Consider the following 23,344-nt stretch of genomic DNA (forward strand, 5'->3'; position numbering starts at 1 on the left):
TTTAAAAGAAATTGTAAATCCGGGGCAGGCGGGCTCAAAGTAGGTAGGCCCTGCCTGCGCTGGCTTCACTGGCTATTGTGATCGTCTCTTGTCCAGTATCCGGTTCTCAAGGTTCCCGCCTGCGGGGTCTCCCCCGCGGCTTTCGGCCTTCGCGCTTTCGCGCTTGGCGCAAGATTGAATAATACGCGCCTCACCGCCCCGATGCAAGGACTATTTTCTGTTGGGCGGTTTCTCCACGTTTCCTACATATTTGGGTTTTGGGGCGCGCAGCGCATTCGGGGAGTCGCCTCCTGCGGGTGGCGCCCGGGGGGCGGCCGCCCTCGCCGAGACCGCTTGGCCTTCCGCCCTATACCCGAAGATGGGAAGGCCCGCCGCTCCCGCTTCTTGCGGGGTCGGAGTCCTCGCGGGGGGTGAGGAGGCCGCTCCTTCCCTGCCGGATCCCGGTCCCCGCTTCTCGCCAATATATAAGGCGGGGCCGATTGCTCGGCCCCGCCTTGTCTTGCGTTTTAAAGCTACACCAGGCGCAGGAACTTCTTTTTGCCTGCCTGGATTTCGGCGCCTTGCAGCTGCTCGGGCTTGAGATTGTACGACTTCGGCGCGAGCGCTTCGCCGTTGATCTTTACACCGCCGCCATCGATGAGTCGCCTTGCTTCTGACACGCTTTGAGCAACCTTTGCATTTACCAGCAGCTTTGCGAAGTACACCGTGCCGTCTTCGCCAGGCGTGAGATCGGCCTCGAACGTGGGAGCGTCCTCCGGGAAGCCATGCTCTTTGAACTTCAGGTCGAAATCGGCCTCGGCCTGCTGGGCTGCTTCTTCGTCGTAGTACGCCGTGACGATGTTGCGGGCCAAGGCACGCTTCACCTTATTAGGATGCAGTTTGTCCTCGGCGAGGTCCTTCTCGAGCTGATCGATTTCCGCCACCGGAAGCGTGGACGCCAGGCGGTAGTACTTGATCATGAGTTCATCGGGGATGGACATGACCTTGCCGAACATGTCGTTCGGCTCGTCGGTGAGGCCCACGTAATTGCCGTAGCTCTTGGACATCTTGCGCACGCCGTCGGTGCCTTCGAGAAGCGGCATGGTCAGCGCGATTTGGGGCTCCATGTCCATTTTCTCCATGAGGTCGCGCCCGGCAAGCAGGTTAAACAGCTGGTCGGTGCCGCCCATTTCCACGTCGGCCTTCACCATGACCGAGTCGTATGCCTGCATAACGGGATAGAGGAACTCGTGCAGGGCAATAGGCGTTTGCGATTGATAGCGCTTCGTGAAGTCGTCGCGCTCAAGGATGCGGGCAACCGTGAACTTGCTGAGCAGGCCGAGCAGCTGCTTGAGATCGAGCGAGAGAATCCAGTCAGCGTTGTAGACGATCTTCGTCTTTTCGGGATCGAGGATTTTCATTGCCTGGGCAACGTAGGTCTCAGCGTTTGCCTGCACCTGCTCTTGAGAGAGCTGCGGGCGCGTGGTGTTTTTGCCGGACGGATCGCCGATCATGGCGGTGCCGTTGCCGATGATGAGCGTGACGTTGTGGCCGAGGTCTTGGAACTGGCGCATTTTGCGCAGCGGCACGGCGTGGCCCAAGTGCAAGTCGGGGCTGGTGGGGTCGACGCCGAGTTTGATGTTGAGCGGCTTGCCACGCTTGAGCTTTTCGAGCAGGCCATTTTCGGGCACGATTTGCGCAGCGCCTGATGCGATGATGTGCAGTTGTTCTTCTGCGGACAGCATGATTTCCTCTTTCTATGACGCGTATGCTCGCGATTCTAGCATATGCGGGTTATTGCACTCCTCGGAACAGATGGCCGCTGGTGCAACCGGGCTCTTTAGGCAGGGCGGCGCCTTGCGCGTGCGCGATGTTACGCGCGCGCACAACCCTTTGCACAGCCTGCGTGGTTTCCTCGACGTTGAGCATAGTGGCATCGACCATCAGCCACGACACACCCGCCTGGATGATGTCCGGCAGAGCATGGACGACATCGAGCTGCACGCTGTTGTAAAGGTGGCTTCTGCCCAGCTGGTCGGTGACAACGGGAAAATCGTAGCCTTTTCGATCTTTGAGGAAGTGCGGGCTTTTGCGGCGAGCGCACGAAGCGCAGTTTTGTGCGCAGGGGCCTTGGCTCATGAGCATGCAGTGCTCCGTTGTCATGAGTTCCTGGCGGCCGATTACGGTAAGTCCCAGTTCAACCGGCGACTCCTTCGCCAATTCGGCAATTTGCGCCAGGTTCAACTCGGGGGAAAGCCATACACGGCGCGCGCCGAGCTCTGCAGCCTTGCGGAGTGCGAGTTTGTTGGTGATGGGCAGGTGCGGCCCCACCTCAACGAGCCCGCCTTGCGCCATTGCCCGCGAGAGCATGCCAAGGCCCTCCGCTACGACAGGCTGGTCGGCGTGCACGCTTCGCCACGCGTCGAAGCCGCATGCCTGCTCGCGCGTAAGTTTGCAGTTGTCGTGGCACACGACGGGGAGCACAACCGTGCACTGCTTCGGGTAGCTTGCTTGCTCGACGGTTGCGGTCAGTTGGCCCGCCACCGTTGCCTGGCCATGCTCAAGGTTGACGGCCGGAACGTACAGCACGTCCGCACCGGCGCGCTTCGCGGCTTTGGCGCAAGCGGGGTTCGTTACGAGTGCGGCAACATGAACGCCGCCCACGTTGGCAGGACGCACATCGGGAAGCGGCTCGACACGCGGAAGCGGACGGGCGGTCACGCCTTCGAGCAATTGCTGCTTGAGGGATTCGAGCGCCGCTGCGCGCACATGATGCAGCTGGGAGAAGCCGATGCCGACTCCTTCATCGATTTCGACGACGAGCGATGCGAGCTCAAACGGCGTTTGGCCCATGCGGTCGATGTGAGCACGAACGTCCGCTTCGGCAACCGCTTTCGTACGGGCCGCCTCGACGTTTGGGCCCTCGGCAACGCCCGCCGGCAGAGGTTGGCAGGCGAAGCGCTTGACGGCAGCCCGATAGGCGCGACCGTTGCCCGGCGCGTCTGCCAGGCGAAACTCCACGCGCAAGGGCTGCCCGATGCGCAAGCGAGCAACGCCATCGACGAGCACACGAGGCAGCTTGTCGTCGTCGACGAACGCCGCCTTCGCGCTGCGCACGCGAAAGACGCGGTCGCCCTTGCCCACGGCGCGCTCCGGCGCAAGCAAAACGTTGCCGTTGCGGTCCCTCTCAACCTGCGAGACGGTATAGGCGAAATGGCCCTTGTTCGTCCAGAATTCGAGGACATCGCCCGCGACGATTTCCTGATCGGCGACAACGGCAGCCTTGCCATTGCGCACCGATGCAACGCGCCCGATGAACACGCCGCGATTGTTGGGGCGTCCGTAGCTCATGATTTCGTTGCCGCGATGGCCTTCAAGGTAGGCGGTGGTGAAGCCGCGGGAGAATGCTTCGGCCAGCTTCTGATGCTCTTCTTCCGTTGCAGGCTGCGCAGCCCATGACGCGCTGTCGCTTTCTTGCGCCGCATCGCGCGCTGTCAGCACGCGATCGAGCACTTCGCGATATACCTGCGTAACCGCAAGCACATACTCGGGCGACTTCATGCGACCTTCAATTTTCAGCGACGAAACCCCTGCGCGTACCAGATCGGGAAGCAAGTCGATAGTGCATAGGTCCTGCGGAGAGAGCAGGTGCTCGCCCGGCGCGGGAAGCGGCTTGTTTTTCGCGACGTTGTGCAGCGTGTACGGCAGACGGCAAGCCTGCGCGCAAAGACCGCGGTTCGCCGAACGCCCGCCGATGAGCGACGACATGAAGCACTGGCCCGAATAGCACACGCAAAGCGCACCATGCGCAAATGTTTCGATTTCGACGCCGAGTTCGTCTGCCACGCCCACCAGGTGCTCGATTTCAGGAAGCGATAGTTCGCGCGCAAGCGTGATGCGCTTGGCGCCAAGTTCTGCCGCCGCGCGAACGCCGGCTTCATTGTGCGTGTTCATTTGCGTTGACACGTGCAGGCGTGCCTGCGGGAGCGTGCGCACCAGCTCGGAGGCGATGCCGATGTCCTGGACGATGAACGCGTCTGCGCCGGCACGATATGCCTGGCGAGCGGTTTCAAGCGCATCGTTGACCTCGTTCGGCAGAATTGCCGTGTTCAGCGTAACGTACACGTTGACGCCGCGCAGGTGAGCGTACGCGCAAGCATCCGCAAACGTTTCCAACGTGAAATTGTCAGCGCCGCGCCGAGCGTTAAACGACTGCAAGCCCAGATAGACCGCATCGGCACCGCCCTGAATTGCGGCATGAAACGCCGCCATGCCGCCAGCTGGCGCCAGCAATTCCACTTCACGATTCATAAAACAACCCCCGTATACGCCCGGGCGCAGGGCAAGGCGAGTTTTGCAATGCCGCTGGATGCCGCCGTACGTCGAATAGAAATAATGTGAGGGTAGTATAATCGAGCAATGAAACTAAGACGAAAACAGCGCGAAATGCGCACCCATGCCATCCCCTGGATGATCCTTGTAGCTCTGGCGAGCACTTGCTTCGTGGGCTATTGGGGCATTCAAGGGGCTTTACGCGTCATGAACGGCTGGACCGAAGATTTGCCCAGCATCGATAACACCGCCTTTACGAGCCATGCGCAAGAATCGGTGATGTATGCGGGAGATGGAACGACCACGCTTGCGGAATTCCAGCTGGAAAAGCGCGACCCCGTTGAGTCGGACGAAGTTTCCGACTACGTCAAGCATGCCACCGTTGATACCGAGGATGTTCGATTCTACGAGCACAATGGCGTTGACCTGCCGGGCATCGCTCGCGCGCTCGTGAACAACCTTGCGGGCGGCAGCCTGGAAGGCGCCTCCACCATTACGCAGCAGCTTGTGCGCAACACGTTGCTGACGCAGGAAGCGAACGACATCTCGATCGAGCGAAAAATCCGCGAAGCTCAGCTGGCGCTGAACATGGAAAAGGAATACAGCAAAGACGAGCTGCTGATGATGTACCTGAACACCGTCAACTACGGTGACGGCTGCTACGGCATCGAGGCGGCGGCGGAGAATTATTTCCAAACGACTGCTGCCAACTTGACGATTGCGCAGGCGGCAACACTTGCCGGTATTCCGCAATCCCCCACGTTCTTGAACCCGAAGACATACCCCGATGCCTGCCTTTCGCGACGGAATTTGGTGCTTGATCGCATGCTTTCCGCAGGCGATATCTCGCAAGAAGAGCACGATGCGGCACAGGCTGAGCCGCTGGGACTTAACTTGGCTCCCGAGGTACCCGAAGACGGCATTTACGCCTACCCCTACTTCACCAGCTATGTACGCAGCTTGCTTATGGAGGAGAACAATCCTTACGGATGCTCATATGCCGACCTGTTTGAAGGCGGGCTGACTATTTACACGACGCTTGATACAACGTTGCAAGACAAAGCGGAAGCCGCATGCGATGCGCAGCGCGCCCGTATGAGCAGCGAGCTTGATACCGCGCTTGTTGCCATTGACCCTAAGACCGGCCAAGTCAAGGCTATGGTTGGCGGTGGAGACTACAAATCTAGCCAGGTAAATATTGCCACGGGTACGGGCGGATCGGGCCGTCAGGCAGGCTCGACGTTCAAGGCATTCACACTTGCCGCCGCCATTGAGAAAGGCATCTCGCCGAAAACCCGCATCGACTGCACCTCACCGATGACAAAAGAGATTGACGGTAAAGAACAAGCCTTCGAGAATTTCGCGAACATTGACTACGGCATTCGAAGCATCGAGAGCGCAACCGCCGTGTCGTCGAATACCGGATACCTACGCCTTTCCGAAGAAATTGGACAAGCTGCCACTAACGACATGGCTAAACGACTTGGAGTAACGTCGCCGCTTTCAACCGTTTACACCACAACACTTGGCGTTGCGAGCGTGACGCCACTTGACATGGCCAGCGCGTACGCAACGCTTGCCAGCGGTGGCGTAAAGCGCACGCCTTTGGTTATCACCAAAATCGAAGATAAAGACGGCAGCGTTATCTACGAAGCGCAAGATTCTTCCGAGCGCGTAATTAGCGAAGAAGTTGCCGGGGCAACGACGAAGTCCCTTCGCCAAGTATTTGAAGCAAGCGATGGAACCGCGCAAGGCGCCAAATTGGAAAGCGGACAGCCGGTAGCGGGAAAGACCGGAACATCTACGGATTTTGCCGATCACTGGCTTGTGGGCTATACACCTTCGCTCTCCGTTGCTACGTGGATCGGCAACCCCGCAGGAAGCATCTCATCGGGTGAACAGCTGAACTGCAATGCGCTTTGGAAAGATTTCATGGACCAGGCAACTTCCGGCAGAAGCATCGAGCAATTCCCCGAAACAAAAGACCCCTCGTACAACAACGCGTTCAATGAGACGCAAAAAGCGAAGCTTGGGGCCGACGAGGACGCTGCAGAAGCCCCTGATTCGCAAACCCCGACAAGCATTTCGGAAGGATCGAAAACCGCAAATTCAGACGATGCAGGCACGCCACCTGACACCATGGGCAAAACGCTTACCGAAGCGAAAACCCTGCTGGCAGACTGGAAGGCTGGCTACGTGACCGAATATTCCGGAACGGTTGCAAAGGATACGGTGATTCGTCAATACGTGGCAAGCGACGGAATGATAGTGATCGTGCTTTCAACGGGGCCGAAAACTTCGTAGCCGTCATTCTTCCATGCGACCGTGTTTGGTATTCTCGCTGATGGTCACCCCCTGCTGCGCGCCGTCGCAAAACGCCGAGAAGGGCACCTCGCTTGCTTGCGAGGCGCCCTTCTCTTTGACTGTTTGATAGAGTCGCAACTGCTTGAGCGAAACTGTCTAGCCGTTCAAGTCTGCCGCAGCCTTGTCTCCCGCCTCCAGCTTTGCGATACCAGAGTCGTACGAAGACTGGATAGCGGCGAGCCGTTCGTCATACGAAGACCAGTCGAACGGTTGAGTGTCGGTTGCACTGTCGATTTCCGCATAAAGGGTCACGTAGTCGCTGAGCGCCGTTTCAAGGTCGGCGCAGCCATCAACATACTGCTGCTTGATGTCCTTCAATGAATCAGGAGCATCTTGCGAGCTCAAAGAGTCCAGCGCCTTGAAGGCGTTATCAGCTTGCGTGCGCATGTTCACCACATCGCCACGGGATACGGCATCCGAAAAACTGGCGAGCCTGTCCTTCAGCGTTTCCATAGTTTGGTTGACTTGCGTCATGTACGCACGATTTTCGGATTGCGCTTCGGTAACGGCAGACGTCTGCTGCGCGGCGCATCCGCCGAGAACACCCATACCGAGGATTCCAGCACTAGCCAGCGCTATCGCTTTCGAAAGAGTCTGAAGTTTCATATCGTTCCTATCTGATGACAAATCAAACAAAAGCTATTAGGCTCCCGAGCTACCAGCACCAGTAGCGCCAGTTGAGGTTCCTCCCGAATTGCCGGAACCACCAGCTGCTGCACCGTTCGACGCTCCTGCGCCAGTGCCCGCACCTGTTCCTGCACCGGCTCCGGTTCCCCCAGACGTTCCCGTACCGGCACCTACGCCAGCACCAGTACCCGAACCCGTGCCGGAGGTTGAACCACCTGTAGAGTCATTTCCGTAGTTATTAGCATCACCGGTTCCCGTTCCATTCGCATTTGAGCCATAAGAGCCGGAGTTGCCTGTGGAGTTTGACCAGGAATTGGTGTTGTAGCCGCTTGAGCCGCTCCAGCTTGAACCAACGTGATACGTTGCGTTCGAGAACGGTTTGTAGGAAGGATCGGCCGCCGAGGGAAAGCTTTCCGTTGCCTGCCCATAAAGCGCAGCTGTCATGAAATTATGGAAGACATCGGCCGCGTTCACATTCGAAGGAATGGTTTCGGTGTTCGATGGGTCGCCAAACCAAATTGCCACAGAAAGCTGCGGGGTGATGCCGCAAAACGTAATATCGTGATATTCGCTAGAAGTACCCGTCTTCGCAGCAACTGCCTGACCGTTGTCGAGCTTTGCAAGTGTGCCGGTACCTTCAGAAGTGTTCACAACGCCCTTCATAACCTCGGTAGCGGCATGGGCTACTTCAGCGGAGATAACCTGCGTGCCCGCTGGGTTCGTGTTGTCGACGATAAGATTGTTCTTGCTGTCGTAAATCTTCATGATCGGCTGAGCATCATAGCGCGTCCCACCGTTCGCAATGCACGCATATGCATCGGCCATGTCAAGCATGGTGACGTTCGACTGGCCCAGCGTAAGCGAAGGGTTGGCGTTCAGCGTTGAGGTTATGCCCATCTTCTTAGCCACACCAATAACCTTCTGAGTGCCAAGCGCCATCTGAAGTCGGACGAAACCCGTATTCGACGATACAGCAAATGCACGAGCGATGCTGCGCGTACCATAATTGTTGTTGTCGTAGTTTTGCAGCGGATTGCTATTGTCGTAATCGGTGTCGGGAATAACCGCAGGCGATGAACAATCAACCATGGTTTGAGGATCAATACCTTCCTCAAGTGAAGCGATAAGCGTAAACGTTTTAAAGGCCGATCCGCAAGGACGTCCCCCGTTGGTGCCTTCGCCTGTTGCAAGATTCGTCTTCTGCGTTTCCCAATCTTTGCCGCCTACCAGGGCTCGAATAAACCCATTGTCGGGGTCAATGGCAACCATCGATCCGCTAATGGCTTCGCCAAGTGCATTTTCCTTGGCACGAATGGCCGATTCCGCCGCCTCTTGCGTGTCGATGTCAAGCGAGGTGACAACTGTCAGCCCACCCTTAAACACGTCAAGCTGGGAATACTGATCGGAAAGCACGTTTTTCACGTAGCTAGTGAAGTAAGGGTATTTTTCAATGCCGTCGGATGTAGGCGTGGACGGATTCAGCACCAGAGCCTCCGCCTTCGCCGCATCATGCTCCTCTTGCGATATATATCCGTTCGAAAGCATGCGATCGAGCACAAGATTTCGGCGCGCAAAGCAGTTGTCGGGATAATCGATAGGATTGTTATACGTGGGAGACTGAGGAATACCAACCAACGCTGCCGCTTCGGCAAGCGTTAAGTCTGTGGCGTCTTTAGAAAAATAGCGCTGCGACGCCGCCTGAATGCCGTATGCGCCAGACCCATAATTCACGGTATTGAGATACATGAGCAGGATATCGTTTTTGGAATACTGCTCTTCAAGCTTAACGGACAGGTACATTTCGCGCACTTTACGCTTCAGCGAAATGTCGTTCATCTCGTCAGACAAAATGGTATTGCGAATGAACTGCTGCGTGATTGTCGATGCGCCCTCTCGACCGGAACCGGTAAGCGTAACGAACGCCGCACGCGCAATGCCGACTAAATCGAAGCCACCGTGCTCGTAAAAACGTTCATCCTCCGTGGCAACTGTACCCTGCAAAACATATTTGCTGATACCATCAAGCTCAACAGGGTCGCGGTTTTCCACTTGAAAGCGCGCAAGCTGAGTCGTTTCATCAGAAGCCAGCACAGTTGTAGGCATGGCGGAATTGAGCTCGGAAACCTCCGAGACATCGTAATCGCTAAGATCGCCTATCCATGAATTGCAAAGCGCGAACACACCGATAGCGCCCGCAACACAACACGCAACAAGAACGCTAAGCACCGCAAGCACACCAACAACGGGGTGCTTTTTCTTAATGCTCGGCCTGCTCTTTATCGATCGAGAAGCCACAAACCACCTCCAAAACTCGGCTCATTGTACCATCGGGGGAAAATCAGAATTCAAAGCACACAAGTTCGTAGCAAAAAAGTAAGAGAAGGCCTTGAAGCCGCCGATGATTTAGCGGCTTCAAGGCCTTTATTGGGATCTGATGCTCTTGAGCTTTTGCAAGATGCCGTTATTTACAAAGAAGCTTCGTCATTTGCAAGCACGGTTTTTGCCTGATCAAGCTGTTGACGAACAACGCTGTTGCCTGTTCCGCCTTCCGTTGTTCGGGCCTTCACGATGCTTTCCAGGTCCAACGCAGACGTAATATCTTCCTCGAACAGCGGACTTGCTGCCTTGAAGTCTTCAAGGGACAAGTCATCGAGGTTGCAACCTCGCTGTTCGCATAACAGCACGAGGCGACCAACCACTTCGTGAGCATGGCGGAACGGCAGGCCCTTCTTTGCCAGATAGTCAGCAACGTCCGTTGCGGCCAGGTGGCCCTTCTTCGCCTGCGCCATCATGCTGTCCGGTTTGATCTGCATGGTCTCAATCATTCCGGCAGCGCACTGCAAGCAGTCCTCTAGCGTTTTTGCCGAGTCGATGACGCCGTACTTGTCTTCCTGCAAGTCTTTGTTGTAGGCAAGCGGCAACGCCTTCATGGTAACCAGCAGCGAAACCAGATTGCCGACGACGCGCCCTGTTTTGCCACGAATGAGTTCGGCGAAATCGGGGTTTTTCTTCTGGGGCATAATGGACGACCCCGTTGAGAAGGAGTCCGACAGCTCAATGAAACCGAACTCCGACGTTGACCACAGCACAAGCTCTTCGCATAAGCGCGACAGGTGCATGCAACTTACCGCGCAGGCATAATCAAGATCGAGCAAGAAATCGCGATCAGAAACAGCATCAAGCGAATTGGGGATTACCTTACTGAAGCCAAGCTCCGCCGCCGTCATCTGGCGGTCGAGCGGATAGGTGGTTCCGGCCAGCGCTGCCGCGCCAAGCGGACTTGCATCCGCCGCGCGCTCAGCTGCCGCAAGACGCTCGAAATCGCGCGTAAGCATCCACACGTAGGCAAGCATATGATGCGAGAACAACACCGGTTGGGCATGCTGCATATGCGTATAGCCAGGCAAAATGACGTCGAAGTGCTTCTCGGCTTGCTCAACGAGCGCATGACGCAGCGCAACGTTGGCGTGCATGAGGTCATGCGCGCGCTTTTTCGCAAACAAACGCGTGTCTGTTGCCACCTGGTCGTTGCGGCTTCTTCCGGTATGGAGACGTGCGCCCGCATCGCCGATGTCCGCCGTCAAAGCTCGTTCGACGGACATGTGAATGTCTTCATCGTTAATGTCGAACGTGAAGTCCCCCGACTCTATGCGATTCTTCACGCGCTCGAGACCGGAATCAATGGCATCAGCGTCTTCATGCGAAATGACGCCGACCTTCGCCAGCATGTGCGCATGCGCTTTCGAGCCGGCGATATCCTGAGCATACAAAGCCTTGTCAACCGGCAAGGAAGCGCCAAAGCGCTGCGTAAATTCGCTTACGTTTTCAGTGAAACGTCCCGACCATAAAGCCATGGGACTACTCCGTTTCCTTGTTTGCAGCGGGCTTTTCGGCCTGACGCCACAGAGGAGTAACGTCCTCGTAGCGGCCGCGCTTCAGGGGACCTTGCTGGTTCTGGGCGTCGAACAGCTCAGCAGGAGCGCCTTCCTTGCGGCGATTGACCGCCCACGTCCTGGTGGAAAGCGTCTGGATCTGGATAAAGCCTTCAGCGGCGCTGCGGTTGAACGTGTCGCCCTTGTCGTAAGTTGCCAAGGACTGATCATACAGCGAGTATGCGGACTTGCGGCCAACAACCGTGCAAGAACCCTTGTAGAACTTCAGGCGCACCGAGCCGTACAGGCAGCGCTGGGTGGAGGCCATAAATGCGTCGATAGCCTCCTTCAAAGGCGAGAACCACTGGCCGTTGTACACGCAGCGAGCCCACGTCTGCTCAAGGTCAAGCTTGTTGTGCAGCACTTCGCGCTCGAGCACCAAATCTTCCAGCGCTTTGTGCGCAAGAATCAGTGCCATGGCGGCCGGCGCCTCATAGCACTCACGGCTTTTCACGCCCACCAGGCGGTTCTCAACCATGTCGATGCGGCCATAGCCGTGCTTGCCGGCAATAGCGTTCAATTCGTAAATAATGCCCAGATAGCTTTTCTGGTTGCCGTTGATGGCATAGGGAACGCCACGGGCAAACGTCAGCTCAACGTACTCGGGCTCGTCGGGAGCCTTCGTGGGGTCCGTGGTCATGGTGTAGATGTCCGTCGGCGGCTCGGCCCACGGGTCCTCCAGCACGCCGCACTCGATAGCGCGACCCCACAGGTTGTCATCAATAGAATACGGGGAATCCTTCGTGGCACCCACTTCAACGCCATGCTTTTCAGCCCACTCGATTTCATCGGGGCGCGTCAGCAAGTCCCACTCACGCACGGGAGCGAGAATCTCAAGAGACGGGTCGAGCATAGTGATGCTTGATTCGAAACGAACCTGATCATTGCCCTTGCCCGTGCAACCATGAGCAACGTACTTTGCACCGAACTTGTGAGCGGCGTCCACCAAGTGCTTGGAAATCAGCGGACGGGACAGCGCAGACACCAGGGGATATTTGTTCTCATACATGGCATTTGCAGCCAATGCCTTCGTCAGATACTCCTGAGCGAACATCTGACGCATGTCAACGACCAGGCAATCGAGCGCGCCGACGCGCAGGGCCTTCTGCTTGATTTTCTCCAGGCCGTCATGCTCCTGCCCCACATCACCCACAACGGCGATAACGTCGAGGTTTTTCTCGTCCTGCAACCACTTGATGCAGCATGACGTGTCCAAACCGCCAGAATATGCAAGGACAACCTTTTCCCTTTGCTCAGCCATGATAAAAAATCCTTCCGTATGTTCGGCTTAATTGACAACACGTTTCCCACGCTTGCCGCGTTGCGCAGACATGCCCCGGAATGCCAGGCAGCTGATAACAGGTTTTCTAGCGGCGCCAGAAGGACAGCTGTCCCTTGGCACACCGCTTGCAGCAGTCTACGACAGATATTTGGCGCAAACTAACAACGTAACAGCTTGTAACAAACATGGGTATGCGAGAGTGACCGTTCTCGCGACGGATGCTATGCGACTATCGTCGTCGCAGACGGTCGATGGCTTTTTTGACCTCGATTGCAGCCTCGGGGCTTTCTGCAGCAATCATAATGGTGTTGTCGCCGGCAACGGTGCCAAGCGCGCCACGCAAGCAAGCTTTATCAAGAGCAGCGGAAACGCCGGCAGCACCGCCGGAAAACGTTTTCACAACCACCATATTGCCTGCTACGTGCACCTCTTCGACCAATTCGGAAACCATGCGCTGAAGACGCATTTCCTCGGGAAGGACGTAATAGCCTTCCCGAGATTTAACGAGACCCATATCCATAATGTCACGAGAGATGGTGGCCTGAGTGCACTCATAGCCGGCAGCCTGCAGCTGGCTTGCAAGATCGCGCTGCGTTTTGACATTGTTTTCGCGAATGATATCGCGAATAACGTCATGTCGTTGTTGCCGTTTTCTCATGCCTGAATGCTCTCTGTCCTATGGATAGGACATCGTATACGGTTTCCTGCAATATCCTTTTGCGTTATGCAATATAGTGCAAGCCACAAACGGAATATGCAATAGATGATACCGCAAGAAGTGGTTGTATTGACGATGAAAATAGAAAAACGTGTGGTTTGCGCACTTCAGTTTACCAGTTTTGCCGCATCCCAATAACAGCATTGCGCAAAATGGCCCGGCCAAACCAGTAACGAAGGTCGACCGGGCCTTATTGAGATTATGCGGAAACGCGTTACAGCATCGCGCTCAGGCGCTGCACCATGGTGTCGATGTCCGATTTTTCACACACGAGCGGAGGAAGGAAGCGCAACGTATGTGCACCCGTCGCATTCAGAAGCAGCCCTTCTTTCAGTGCCGCCGTAACCAATGCAGGAGCATCAACGCTTTCGTCAAGATCGACAGCGTTCATAAAGCCCACGCCGCGCACCTCTTTCACATGAGGCACCGTAGCAAGCTTTTCCCTCATATAGGCACCAACCTCGTTGACATGCTGAGTGAAGCCATCCGCAAGGGTGTTCAGCGTTGCCTGCGCCGCCGCAATGGCAAGACAGCTGCCGCCGAACGTGGTGCCGTGATCGCCGGGCTGGAAGGCTTCGGCGATGTGGCGAGGCGCCGCGCACGCTCCCATCGGCATGCCTGCCGCAATACCCTTTGCCATGGTGACGATGTCGGGCGTAACGCCGAAATGCTGGAAAGCAAACGGAGCTCCACAACGATAGATGCCCGTCTGAACCTCGTCGCACACCATAAGCGCACCGTACTGGTTCGTCAGGTCGCGAACGGCCTGCAGGAATTCCTGCGTGCAAAGATGAACGCCGCTTTCGCCCTGAATGCATTCGAGCATAACAGCGCAAATGCCAGCACCCTGCTGTTCGAACAAAGCTTTGAGCGCGTCAACATCGTTTATGGGCGTGCTCACAAAGCCACCGGGCAGAGGCTGAAATGCCTCCTGCTTTGCCGGCTGAGCCGTTGCGGCAAGCGTGGCAAGCGTACGACCATGGAAGCTGCGATCAAGGACGACGATAGTGCGCGGAGCCGCCTCAAAGGCTTGCTTTGCCTGCTCATCAGACGCACCAGCTTCGCGAGCTTTCTCCTCGGCGCTTTTGCGCGCGTACAGGCGCGCCAGCTTGATTGCACACTCGTTGGCTTCTGCACCGGAATTGGCAAAGAACGTCTGCCACGGCTCGGGAGCATCGGCATCCCCGCCATTAAGCAGCGCCGAAAGCTGGCGAGCAAGCTGACCACGGCCCTCGATGTAGTAATAGTTGCTTACGTGCATAAGGCGTTCGGTCTGCTTTTGCAAAGCATCGACAATTGCCGGGTGGCAGTGGCCCAAGCAGCAGACACCGATACCCGCAATGAAGTCGAGGTAGCTATTGCCGTCGGCGTCTTCGACCACCATTCCCTTTCCAGAAACAAGCTCGACTGGCTTGCGCCCAAAGGTATGCATGACGTATTGAGATTCAAGTTTTTGCTGTTCAGCTAAAGACATTTGATTCGCTCTTCCTAATAGTGTGCGCCTGCAAGTGCTTGCTAACGATTCTGGCTGCTTTGCGTGGATTGCGCAGGTTGACTTTGGTCGCGATTCTCAAGCAGCTTTGAAGCGAACTTGCCCAGAGGGTGGTTATCGAACCGGTACGCTTCTTCCGTTGAATGCATGGTGGTGCCAACGCCTGTGCTGGTCAAAAGTTCAAGCAGCAGCGAATGAGGCGTGGTTCCGTTGATAATGTGAGCTCGCTGAACACCGTTTTCAAGTGCATGAATGCATGACTTTAGCTTGGGAATCATGCCCGTAGAAACCACGTTGTTCTCAACCATGTAACGCGCCTCAAAGACCGTAAGGTTGGAAATGAGCGAACTTTTGTCCTCGAAGTTTTCATACAGGCCGTCAACGTCGGTGAGGAACACCACCTTGTGAGCGCCAATCGCAGCAGCAATGTGGCCCGCCACCATATCCGCGTTCACGTTGTAGAAGCCACCGTCCTCGCCAAGGGCGACCGACGCGATAACGGGAATGTAGTCGGAAGAAACCAGGTCGTCCAGCAAGGGGCGATTGATTCGCGTGATGCGACCAACACGGCCCAGCTCGGGGCTTGCCTGCTCCGCAACAATGACGCCAGCATCCGCACCCGATACGCCCACGGCGAAATTGCCATGACGATTAAGCGCTTCGACGAGCTCTTGATTCACTTCGCCCATCAGCACCGTGCGAACCACGTTCATAGCTTCAGGGGACGTGACTCGCTGACCATCCTTGAACTCGACCGGAAGGTTCAGCATATCCATAGCACGAGAAATGGCATTGCCGCCACCGTGAACGATGACCGGATTGACGCCAACGATTTTCAGCAGCACGATGTCGCTCATGACATCGGCGCGTAGCTTCTCGTCGACCATAGCCGAACCGCCGTACTTGATGACAACGGTTTTGCCAGTGATGTTTTTAATCCAAGGCAAAGCCTCAACAAGGATTTCAGCTGCCTCAATGGAAGCGCCCTCGGGGCGCGTGTCTTTTGCGTATTTCATGAGCGATAATCTCCGTTAATCGTGACATATTCATGCGAGAAGTCGCACGTCCACATAGTTGTAGCTTCGTCGCCTGCGCCGAGATTGATATCAATAACCACATCAGGCGACTCGAATCGTCGAAGCGCCTCTTCCTCGTCGAAGGGAACCGTCAAACCCTGACGGCACACCGGCAGGCCCATGATGTCGATACCAACCGACTCCTGATCGAATGCTGCGCCCGATCGTCCAAGTGCAGCGGCAATGCGGCCCCAATTGGCATCGTGCCCATAAATAGCCGTTTTCACCAGGGGTGAGTTCGCAACCGTTCGCGCAGCCGCATCGGCGTCTTCGACGGTTTTCGCGCCAGCAACGTTAACGGTGATAAGGCGCGTTGCCCCTTCGCCATCAGTTGCCATCGTGCGAGCAAGCGCGATGCAAACGGTGCGAAGCGCGTGCTCGAACGCCGAGAAAGCCGGGGTTCCAGGAACCATGTAGGCAGCACCCGGCTTAGCGGCTTCTCCGCTTGCCAACAAGAAACAGGAATCGTTCGTAGACGTGTCTGAATCGACAGTGATTTTATTGAAGCTCATGTCAACCGCCGCTTTAAGCGCCGTATGCAGATCATTTGCCGCAATAGGAGCATCGGTGGTGATAACGGAAATCATCGTTGCCATGTTCGGCATAATCATGCCAGACCCTTTGGCCATGCCTCCAACGGTAAACGAACAGCCTTCGTAACCGATGCCAGAACCACTGAAGGAAACGGCATATTCTTTCGGATGCGTGTCCGTTGTCATGATGGCGCAAGCCGCGTCATGGCCGCCAGCAGACGAGAGAGCGGAAACCGCCTTCTCGGACCCCGTTTCGAACGGCTCCATCTGAAGATGCTGGCCGATAACGCCCGTTGAAGCCACCAGCACTTCTTCTGCCGGGCAACCAAGCGCATCTGCCACGATTGCCGATGATTGACGAGCGGTATCGAGGCCCTTATCCCCCGTGGCCGCATTCGCAATACCAGAGTTGATAGCTACCGCACGGACTGTTCCGTACCCAACGCCGCCCAAGCGTTCCTTAGACACCGTTACCGGCGCCGAGCAGAACACGTTCGTGGTGAACACGGCAGCGCATGCCGCCGGCTGGTCTGCGGCAACCAGCGCAAAATCCAACCGCTTTGGATCAGCACGGAAACCTGCATGGATGCCACAAGCCTTAAACCCTTTTGCAGATGCCACTCCGCCATTCGGGAGAAACGGCAAGTCGGCATAGCGCTCGGCCGTACTTGCGTTTCCTAATGGCGCGACATCCGCTTCGGAACCTGAAGAGGGAACGGAATTCATCATAATGCGCTTCTCTCCCGGAGCCTAAAGCCCCGCAACAATAAATCCCCTACACCGGAACTGCCACTGTATCAAGGCCAAGGTTTTCGGGCAATCCCCAAACGATGTTGGCGCACTGAACGGCTTGATCCGCCGCGCCTTTGCCCAGATTATCGATTGCACCGACGGCAATAAGCATTCCTACGCGCTCATTGACGGCCAAGCCGATATGGGCGCAATTCGTGCCCACGACCGACGACGTTTTCGGCATAACGCCCTTATCGAGCACCGTGACAAAAGTGCTGTCCTGGTAATAGCGCTTATATTGCTCGATGATTTCTTGGGCATCTCGAGTTGCATCCGCCGCAAGGGGCAGATTGACCGTTGAAAGCAGGCCCCTGTTCAACGGAGCCAGATGCGGCGTAAACACCAGCCTGCCGGGAATGCCCAAAATTTGCTCGATTTCCGGCGTATGGCGATGCGTGGCAACGCCGTATGCTTCAAGGTTTTCATCGGCAAAGCAAAAATGAGTGCGTGCCGTTGCCTTTTTGCCAGCACCCGTGACGCCAGAGATTGCATCAACCACAACCGGCGCGTTGTCGGCAACAAGGCCCATGCGCACCGCAGGAGCGGCGGCAAGCGACGTTGCCGTAGGATAGCAGCCAGCGCAACCGACCAGAGCGCCTTTACCCTGCGCCCTTTCCTGCGCCGCGCGCGCAAGATCATCGGGGAACAGCTCAGGCAAGCCAAATGCTGCGCGTTTCAGAAGTTCGGTTTGCGTATGAGGGACTTTGTACCATTGCTCGTAAACCGCGGGGTCTTTCAAGCGAAAGTCTGCCGAGATATCGACCACCACGCCGCCGCGGTTGACGATTTTCGGAGCCATTGCCATTGCCGCCGTATGGGGAACAGCAAGAAACACGAGGTCGCACTCATCGATTGCGGGATCGTCGTGTTTCGTGAACACCAAATCCGTTGCGCCCGTAAAGCACGGGTACTCCTTCGCAACAGGCGTTCCTGCCAGTTCGTTAGAAGTTACCGCAACCAACTCGAACTCAGGGTGCCGAAGCGCCACGCGAATCAGTTCGACGCCGGCGAAGCCCGCCGCTCCCACAATGCCGCATTTGATGCTCATACGATACCCTTCCCGTTCGAGGTGTAATGATACGTTGGGACCGCCTGTTCGAGCATGCGAATCGCTTCCTCATCGGTTGCTGATAATGCGTTCTCAAGCTCATCGAGCTTTGCGGCAACCTGATCGTAGCTGATTTCCTGCCCCGTTGAAATCATGATGGACTGGTTATCAGTAGGAAGCGTGCTCTCCTCGTCCATGAGCAGTTCCTCGTACATCTTCTCACCTTCGCGCAAGCCCGTAAACTCGATTTTGATGTCGACGTCAGGCATGAGACCTTGCAACTGAATCAAACCTTTTGCCAAATCAACGATCTTCACGGGCTCGCCCATATCGAGAATGAAGATTTCGCCCCCGCGAGCCATGCCTCCCGCCTGGATGACAAGACGCGACGCTTCGGGGATGGTCATGAAGAAGCGCTCGATATCGGGATGCGTAACGGTAACAGGGCCACCCGCAGCGATCTGCCGCTGGAATACGGGGATGACGCTGCCGTTCGAGCCAAGTACGTTGCCGAACCGGACGGCCGTGAAGATGGTTTTCGAAGAATGGGCATAGTACTGAACGACCATCTCGCCCATGCGCTTCGTTGCGCCCATGACGCTAGTGGGATTCACCGCTTTATCGGTGGAGATGAAGATGAATCGAGCAGCGCCGTATGCATCGGCAGCACGAACAACGTTAAGAGTGCCGAAAACGTTATTGTGCACCGCCTCTCGGGGGCAGTGCTCCATAAGCGGAACGTGCTTGTGAGCCGCCGCATGGAACACCGCGCCGGGACGATACTTCGCAAATACCTCGTTTACGCGATCGATGTCACACACGTTGCCGATTTCAATGATGATCTCGATGTCGCTGTATTCGGAAAGCAACTCGTTGCGCAGCATGTAGGCATCGTTCTCGTAGATGTCGAAAATGATGATGCGCGCAGGCGCAACCGTGCAAAGCTGCCGGCACAGTTCACTGCCAATAGAGCCGCCGCCGCCGGTGACAAGCACCGTTTCCCCCGCGATATAGCCCGAAACCGCACGCGTGTTCAAAACGATTTCCTCGCGACCAAGCAGGTCTGCAACGTCAACATCGCGCAGACTAACGTCGCCGATTTCGTCAAGGGACAGGGCGCGTACGTTCGGAAGCGTGCGCAAACGGCAATCGGTTTTCGTGCATTCGCCGTAAATGCGCTTGCGCTCTTCAGGCGTAGACGACGGAATGGCAACGACGATTTGTTGGATGTCGTAGCGATCGACCAAATCAACGATGTCTTTGGTTGACCCGCCAACCTTAACGCCGTGAATGCGCTGACCACGCTTTGCGGGATCATCATCCGTTGCGATGATGGGAATACCGGGCATCAGCGGGTCTTTCGACGCCATGCGCCCGATTGCCAAGGAACCCGTTTCGCCCGCGCCGACAACAAGCGTACGAGGACGATCGCACGTGCGCTGCGACGACACGAAGGCGCGCCCCTTTTGGCGCATATAACGGAATATAAACCGCATGCCGCCCATGAAGAAAATCAGCAAAAAGCACGATACGACAAACACCCTGATGGGAAGCCGCGTGCCGATAATCCACAGGAACGCGGCGCCTCCAAGGGTGCCAAGCACCGTTGCCCCCACGATTTGAACGACCTCGTCAATGCTGGCGTATTCCCAGAGGTTGTTGTACAAGCGAAATGCAGCAAGCACCAGCACATTGATGCATGCCAGAATGCCAAGAACGAAGTAAATCTCGTTGTTGACGAACACTTCACCCTTCACGTTCGTGAGGATGGAAGCAAGCCAATACGAAATATACGTAGCAACGATGTCGAGCAGCAACAAAAGCGCTGTTCTTTTTGTGATATGCACGTCCAAACCCGGCCCCGTCTTCATCTTCATCAAATAGAACAGTTCATAGTGTCAGATTACCTACAAAGGCTGCCGACTGAGGGTTTATTGTATCCAAAGTGTCGTATTATTGCAGCGATATTACCGGCTAAGGAGCTTGTTTCATGAATACTACAGCCCGCCAATCTAGCGACGAAACCGAGCATTGTCCCATGTCGCAGCCTGCAAGACAAAGCAATATCGATGCATTGGTCCGCTTTTTCGAAAGCGGCATCAAACCTCATGGAAGCCACGGAAAGCTTGGCATAGAGCTTGAGCAAATTGTTGTACGCAACGACAACTCGCCCGTGTCGTACAGCGAGGAGCATGGCGTTGCCTGGCTGCTTTCGCAGCTTTCCGAAAGCTACCCCGAAAAAACCGTAGACAGCGAAGGCGACCTTCTGGGTGTAGCACGGCGCGGAGAAGCCATCACCATCGAACCCGCTGCGCAAGTCGAGCTGTCCGCAGGCCCGTTCGACACGCTTGAGCATGCAAGCAAAGTGTTTTCAGCGTACGAGAACACGCTTCAAAACCTGCTTGCGCAAAACGGGATGTGCATTGTTGCGCAGGGATATCACCCCAGCGCAACCGCACGAAGCCTCGAACTTATCCCCAAACAGCGATACGACTTCATGAACCGTTATCTGAGCGCAAAGGATTCTTACGGCCCCTGCATGATGCGAGGTAGCGCTTCTACGCAGATTTCCATTGATTACACCAGCATTGATGACTGCCTGCGGAAAATGCGCCTTGCGTATGCCTTAGTTCCGTTGCTGAGCCTGATATGCGATAACTCCCCCATATTTGAGGGGAAGCCCCGCACACACAAGCTGATGAGAACCGACGTTTGGAGGCACACAGACCGCGACCGCTGCGGACTTGTTCCGGGAGCGCTTAACAAAGACTTCACGCTTGAGCGCTATGCCCAGTTTGTTTTGGACACCCCCGCCATAGTGATGCCCCAGGACGGCGGCTGGGCTTACAGCGAAAAAACCTTTGGCGAGATCTACGCAAACCAAACCATGACGAACCAGGAAATCGAGCATGCTGTTTCCATGCAGTTCCCCGATGTTCGCCTGAAGACCTACTTGGAGATTCGCCCTGCCGACTCCATGCCCACCCCCTATGTCATTGCTTATGCAGCGCTGATCAAGGGGCTGTTCTATAGCGAAAACAGCCTTGATGCATTGGATACTTTGTTCGAGGGCGTTACCGCAGAAAGCTTTGAGGCCGCAAAGGACGAACTTATGCAGCACGGCTACGATGCCGTTGTTTACGGAAAGCCTGCAGCGGAATTGTGCGACAGCATTATGGGCATTGCGCTAAAAGCCCTTTCAGCAGAAGATGCCACGTATCTTGAACCGCTTATGCAACTAGTTCAAAACCGCACAACCCTGGCCGATATCGCCGAGAGCTAAAGCTCTTCGACGGTCAACGAAACGGAAACTTTTTCGAACGCGCCGCAATTCGTGACGGACAAGGCGGAAGACTCGGGTAGACTGAACCGAGCATTTACCTAACGATTGGAGACACCCATGAGCAACAAGGGCAAAAAGGTTAAGGTTCACTACACCGGCACCTTGGACGACGGAACGAAGTTCGACTCTTCCCTCGACCGCGGCGAGCCGTTGGAGTTCACGTGCATGGCCGGACAGATGATCCCCGGTTTCGACGCCGCCGTTGAGACCATGGAGCAAGGCGAAACCAAAACGGTGTACATTCCCGCAGCCGACGCCTACGGTGAGCGCAACGAGGAACTGGTGCAGCGCATTCCCTTGGAGAACATTCCCAATGGCGACCAGCTTCCCGTTGGCCAGACCGTGTACATGCAGGGCCCGACCGGTCAGCCTTTCCCCGTTTTCGTTCAGGGCATTGAAAACGGCATTGTGACGTTCGACATGAACCACGAGCTTGCCGGCAAGGATCTTAACTTCGAGATTACGCTTGTTGAAATTGAAGGCTAGTCTTTCGTTTTCAAAGTGCATTTCAGGCCGCCGCTATGGCGGCCTTTTTATGCTGCGCGCAGGCGCTGCGAGAAGCGAACGACGCGCGCTTGAAGATCTTGCTGGCCGATGCTGTTGAGCTGAGCAACGCGAGTGATAAGCCTTTCTTTGTACGTTTCCTCAAGCGCCTCGGGAACGCCAAGGCCCATGAACTCCGCCTTGCTTACGCAGTCTTCATTAAGTGAAACAGCACGATCTTGCATGCGATCCCACCCATAGCAATTTGCCTCTAAAGCGCGTGGCCCGCAAAGCGGTTTTGACGATAGCGGCGAGCATGTGCCATAGACCTGATAAAAACCGTTTGAGCGCGATTCGCTTTCTAGGGGAAGTTCACAAGGTTCCTCAAACCCCTGATGCGTGAGCTGCCAAAACACGCTTGCCAGCACCATATAGCGCTCCTGGCAATTCCACGGGCCCTCAAGCCAGATACGATACGCAAGCGCAACAGCCCAAGGTTTGCACCCAAACGTCAGCATATTCTGTACGCCTTCAGGGCAATTGTGCCGAGAAGACACATCGACCACGCGCCCTTGCAGCACGCGCTCTATGACGCTTCGGCCACCTGAGATGTGCACCACGAATTCTTCCCGGGGAAACACGCAATACGATTTGCCTTCTTTGCGTTTGACCTGGCATTGCCGCATGGCGTCAAGCGCCCTGGCCATGCGCTTTCGCGCCACTCGACGTTGCTGAGGCGTTGCGGTTTCCCACCCAGGCATACGCGAGGCAAAGGTGCGTTCTACCACATAGAGCAACGTTTGCTTATCGCAGCACGCAAGGGCATCTTGGACGGTTGGAACTTGTTTGCGCGAGAGGACCTGCTCATCCCAAAGCAACTTAGAGCACGACATGGCCCACCTCCTGCATGAGGCAGATGGCGTCCTGGCAATCCATGACGCACGCACATCGCAATGGCAGACAATCGAGAAATTCCTGTTCATACCATTGATCAGCACTGAACACATCTTCATTGCACAACATGTTGCCGAGCCTGCCGCCGGAGCAATTATCAAGGCACTCGTCTTCCAGCACACTTTGCAGCGCTTTTGCCTGGCACAACGGAATGGCGGCTATAACAACCAAAGCCTGCGGATGAGAGCAGCACGAGCGAGAGCCGATTTCGACCATGGAGAACACCTACTTATTCTGTTCCAAGGGTGAAGAGGATCTTGCAAACGTGGTACGGGCAGCGAGGAACACCGCTGCCATCTATGGACAACCCCCGGTTATAGGGGAGCGTTTGCACTGGCTCTTATGCGATGGCGCTAGTATAGCATAGACACGTACGTTTGTTCGTATGA

Annotated in this window: 17 protein-coding genes; 3 read left to right on the forward strand and 14 right to left on the reverse strand. The window is 56.1% G+C overall.

The window, feature by feature from the left end; all coding sequences use genetic code 11:
* Window positions 1-512 precede the first annotated feature (512 nt).
* Window positions 513-1,724 carry a tyrosine--tRNA ligase gene (gene tyrS, locus ACWI6D_RS03585; protein WP_129423920.1) on the reverse strand — a complete coding sequence of 404 codons (1,212 nt, stop codon included), beginning with the start codon at window positions 1,722-1,724 and terminating at the stop codon, window positions 513-515.
* Between the two features lie 49 nt (window positions 1,725-1,773).
* On the reverse strand, window positions 1,774-4,290 hold the full coding sequence (locus ACWI6D_RS03590) for a DUF3656 domain-containing U32 family peptidase (protein WP_449133687.1): 2,517 nt from the start codon (window positions 4,288-4,290) through the stop codon (window positions 1,774-1,776).
* Window positions 4,291-4,518: 228 nt separating this feature from the next.
* On the opposite strand from ACWI6D_RS03590, the gene ACWI6D_RS03595 reads away from it, so the two are divergent.
* The gene (locus ACWI6D_RS03595; RefSeq protein ID WP_449133688.1) at window positions 4,519-6,615 is read left to right on the forward strand and encodes a transglycosylase domain-containing protein; all 2,097 of its coding nucleotides are present in this window, start codon (window positions 4,519-4,521) and stop codon (window positions 6,613-6,615) included.
* A 156-nt stretch (window positions 6,616-6,771) separates the two neighbouring features.
* Here ACWI6D_RS03595 and ACWI6D_RS03600 read toward each other — a convergent pair whose 3' ends face one another.
* From ACWI6D_RS03600 to ACWI6D_RS03645, 10 genes are all read right to left on the reverse strand, one after another.
* The gene (locus ACWI6D_RS03600) at window positions 6,772-7,281 is read right to left on the reverse strand and encodes a hypothetical protein (protein ID WP_129423914.1); all 510 of its coding nucleotides are present in this window, start codon (window positions 7,279-7,281) and stop codon (window positions 6,772-6,774) included.
* 36 nt (window positions 7,282-7,317) lie between these two features.
* Window positions 7,318-9,597, reverse strand: coding sequence for a transglycosylase domain-containing protein (locus ACWI6D_RS03605; RefSeq protein ID WP_449133689.1), 2,280 nt, complete (start codon window positions 9,595-9,597; stop codon window positions 7,318-7,320).
* Between the two features lie 170 nt (window positions 9,598-9,767).
* Window positions 9,768-11,156, reverse strand: a complete 1,389-nt coding sequence (gene argH, locus ACWI6D_RS03610) for an argininosuccinate lyase (protein ID WP_449133690.1) — start codon at window positions 11,154-11,156, stop codon at window positions 9,768-9,770.
* Between the two features lie 4 nt (window positions 11,157-11,160).
* Window positions 11,161-12,495, reverse strand: coding sequence for an argininosuccinate synthase (locus ACWI6D_RS03615; RefSeq protein ID WP_288284226.1), 1,335 nt, complete (start codon window positions 12,493-12,495; stop codon window positions 11,161-11,163).
* A 250-nt stretch (window positions 12,496-12,745) separates the two neighbouring features.
* The gene (locus ACWI6D_RS03620) at window positions 12,746-13,174 is read right to left on the reverse strand and encodes an arginine repressor (RefSeq protein WP_129423908.1); all 429 of its coding nucleotides are present in this window, start codon (window positions 13,172-13,174) and stop codon (window positions 12,746-12,748) included.
* A 274-nt stretch (window positions 13,175-13,448) separates the two neighbouring features.
* On the reverse strand, window positions 13,449-14,708 hold the full coding sequence (locus tag ACWI6D_RS03625; protein WP_449133691.1) for an aspartate aminotransferase family protein: 1,260 nt from the start codon (window positions 14,706-14,708) through the stop codon (window positions 13,449-13,451).
* 41 nt (window positions 14,709-14,749) lie between these two features.
* Window positions 14,750-15,742, reverse strand: a complete 993-nt coding sequence (argB, locus tag ACWI6D_RS03630; protein WP_302937697.1) for an acetylglutamate kinase — start codon at window positions 15,740-15,742, stop codon at window positions 14,750-14,752.
* On the reverse strand, window positions 15,739-17,061 hold the full coding sequence (gene argJ, locus ACWI6D_RS03635) for a bifunctional glutamate N-acetyltransferase/amino-acid acetyltransferase ArgJ (protein ID WP_449133710.1): 1,323 nt from the start codon (window positions 17,059-17,061) through the stop codon (window positions 15,739-15,741). The genes argB and argJ overlap by 4 nt, the downstream gene beginning before the upstream one ends.
* 49 nt (window positions 17,062-17,110) lie before the next feature.
* Window positions 17,111-18,175: an N-acetyl-gamma-glutamyl-phosphate reductase gene (argC, locus tag ACWI6D_RS03640; protein WP_302937694.1), complete on the reverse strand. Its 1,065-nt coding sequence runs from the start codon at window positions 18,173-18,175 to the stop codon at window positions 17,111-17,113.
* Window positions 18,172-19,995: a polysaccharide biosynthesis protein gene (locus ACWI6D_RS03645; RefSeq protein ID WP_236648260.1), complete on the reverse strand. Its 1,824-nt coding sequence runs from the start codon at window positions 19,993-19,995 to the stop codon at window positions 18,172-18,174. Before ACWI6D_RS03645 ends, argC begins: the two co-directional genes overlap by 4 nt.
* A gap of 170 nt (window positions 19,996-20,165) precedes the next feature.
* Here ACWI6D_RS03645 and ACWI6D_RS03650 point away from each other — a divergent pair, with 170 nt between their 5' ends.
* A complete protein-coding gene (locus tag ACWI6D_RS03650) occupies window positions 20,166-21,458 on the forward strand; it encodes a glutamate-cysteine ligase family protein (protein WP_449133692.1) in 1,293 nt (430 codons plus the stop codon).
* Window positions 21,459-21,575: 117 nt separating this feature from the next.
* Window positions 21,576-22,004, forward strand: coding sequence for an FKBP-type peptidyl-prolyl cis-trans isomerase (locus tag ACWI6D_RS03655; RefSeq protein ID WP_129423896.1), 429 nt, complete (start codon window positions 21,576-21,578; stop codon window positions 22,002-22,004).
* A gap of 47 nt (window positions 22,005-22,051) precedes the next feature.
* Here the strand turns inward: ACWI6D_RS03655 and ACWI6D_RS03660 are convergent, their stop codons facing one another.
* Both ACWI6D_RS03660 and ACWI6D_RS03665 read right to left on the reverse strand, forming a co-directional pair.
* Window positions 22,052-22,894: a hypothetical protein gene (locus ACWI6D_RS03660; protein ID WP_449133693.1), complete on the reverse strand. Its 843-nt coding sequence runs from the start codon at window positions 22,892-22,894 to the stop codon at window positions 22,052-22,054.
* Window positions 22,881-23,171, reverse strand: a complete 291-nt coding sequence (locus ACWI6D_RS03665; protein ID WP_449133694.1) for a hypothetical protein — start codon at window positions 23,169-23,171, stop codon at window positions 22,881-22,883. Before ACWI6D_RS03665 ends, ACWI6D_RS03660 begins: the two co-directional genes overlap by 14 nt.
* Between the last annotated feature and the right edge of the window lie 173 nt (window positions 23,172-23,344).

The organism is Senegalimassilia sp. (assembly GCF_977052095.1).

What these genes read in the sequence shown, in the direction of transcription:
- argC (WP_302937694.1), bottom strand. Translation starts at nt 18,175, where the DNA reads ATGAGCATCAAATGCGGCATTGTGGGAGCGGCGGGCTTCGCCGGCGTC.
- ACWI6D_RS03655 (WP_129423896.1), top strand. Translation starts at nt 21,576, where the DNA reads ATGAGCAACAAGGGCAAAAAGGTTAAGGTTCACTACACCGGCACCTTG.
- ACWI6D_RS03625 (WP_449133691.1), bottom strand. Translation starts at nt 14,708, where the DNA reads ATGTCTTTAGCTGAACAGCAAAAACTTGAATCTCAATACGTCATGCAT.
- argB (WP_302937697.1), bottom strand. Translation starts at nt 15,742, where the DNA reads ATGAAATACGCAAAAGACACGCGCCCCGAGGGCGCTTCCATTGAGGCA.
- ACWI6D_RS03600 (WP_129423914.1), bottom strand. Translation starts at nt 7,281, where the DNA reads ATGAAACTTCAGACTCTTTCGAAAGCGATAGCGCTGGCTAGTGCTGGA.
- ACWI6D_RS03650 (WP_449133692.1), top strand. Translation starts at nt 20,166, where the DNA reads ATGAATACTACAGCCCGCCAATCTAGCGACGAAACCGAGCATTGTCCC.
- ACWI6D_RS03595 (WP_449133688.1), top strand. Translation starts at nt 4,519, where the DNA reads ATGAACGGCTGGACCGAAGATTTGCCCAGCATCGATAACACCGCCTTT.
- ACWI6D_RS03620 (WP_129423908.1), bottom strand. Translation starts at nt 13,174, where the DNA reads ATGAGAAAACGGCAACAACGACATGACGTTATTCGCGATATCATTCGC.
- ACWI6D_RS03665 (WP_449133694.1), bottom strand. Translation starts at nt 23,171, where the DNA reads ATGGTCGAAATCGGCTCTCGCTCGTGCTGCTCTCATCCGCAGGCTTTG.
- tyrS (WP_129423920.1), bottom strand. Translation starts at nt 1,724, where the DNA reads ATGCTGTCCGCAGAAGAACAACTGCACATCATCGCATCAGGCGCTGCG.
- ACWI6D_RS03590 (WP_449133687.1), bottom strand. Translation starts at nt 4,290, where the DNA reads ATGAATCGTGAAGTGGAATTGCTGGCGCCAGCTGGCGGCATGGCGGCG.
- ACWI6D_RS03660 (WP_449133693.1), bottom strand. Translation starts at nt 22,894, where the DNA reads ATGTCGTGCTCTAAGTTGCTTTGGGATGAGCAGGTCCTCTCGCGCAAA.
- argH (WP_449133690.1), bottom strand. Translation starts at nt 11,156, where the DNA reads ATGGCTTTATGGTCGGGACGTTTCACTGAAAACGTAAGCGAATTTACG.
- ACWI6D_RS03615 (WP_288284226.1), bottom strand. Translation starts at nt 12,495, where the DNA reads ATGGCTGAGCAAAGGGAAAAGGTTGTCCTTGCATATTCTGGCGGTTTG.
- argJ (WP_449133710.1), bottom strand. Translation starts at nt 17,061, where the DNA reads ATGAATTCCGTTCCCTCTTCAGGTTCCGAAGCGGATGTCGCGCCATTA.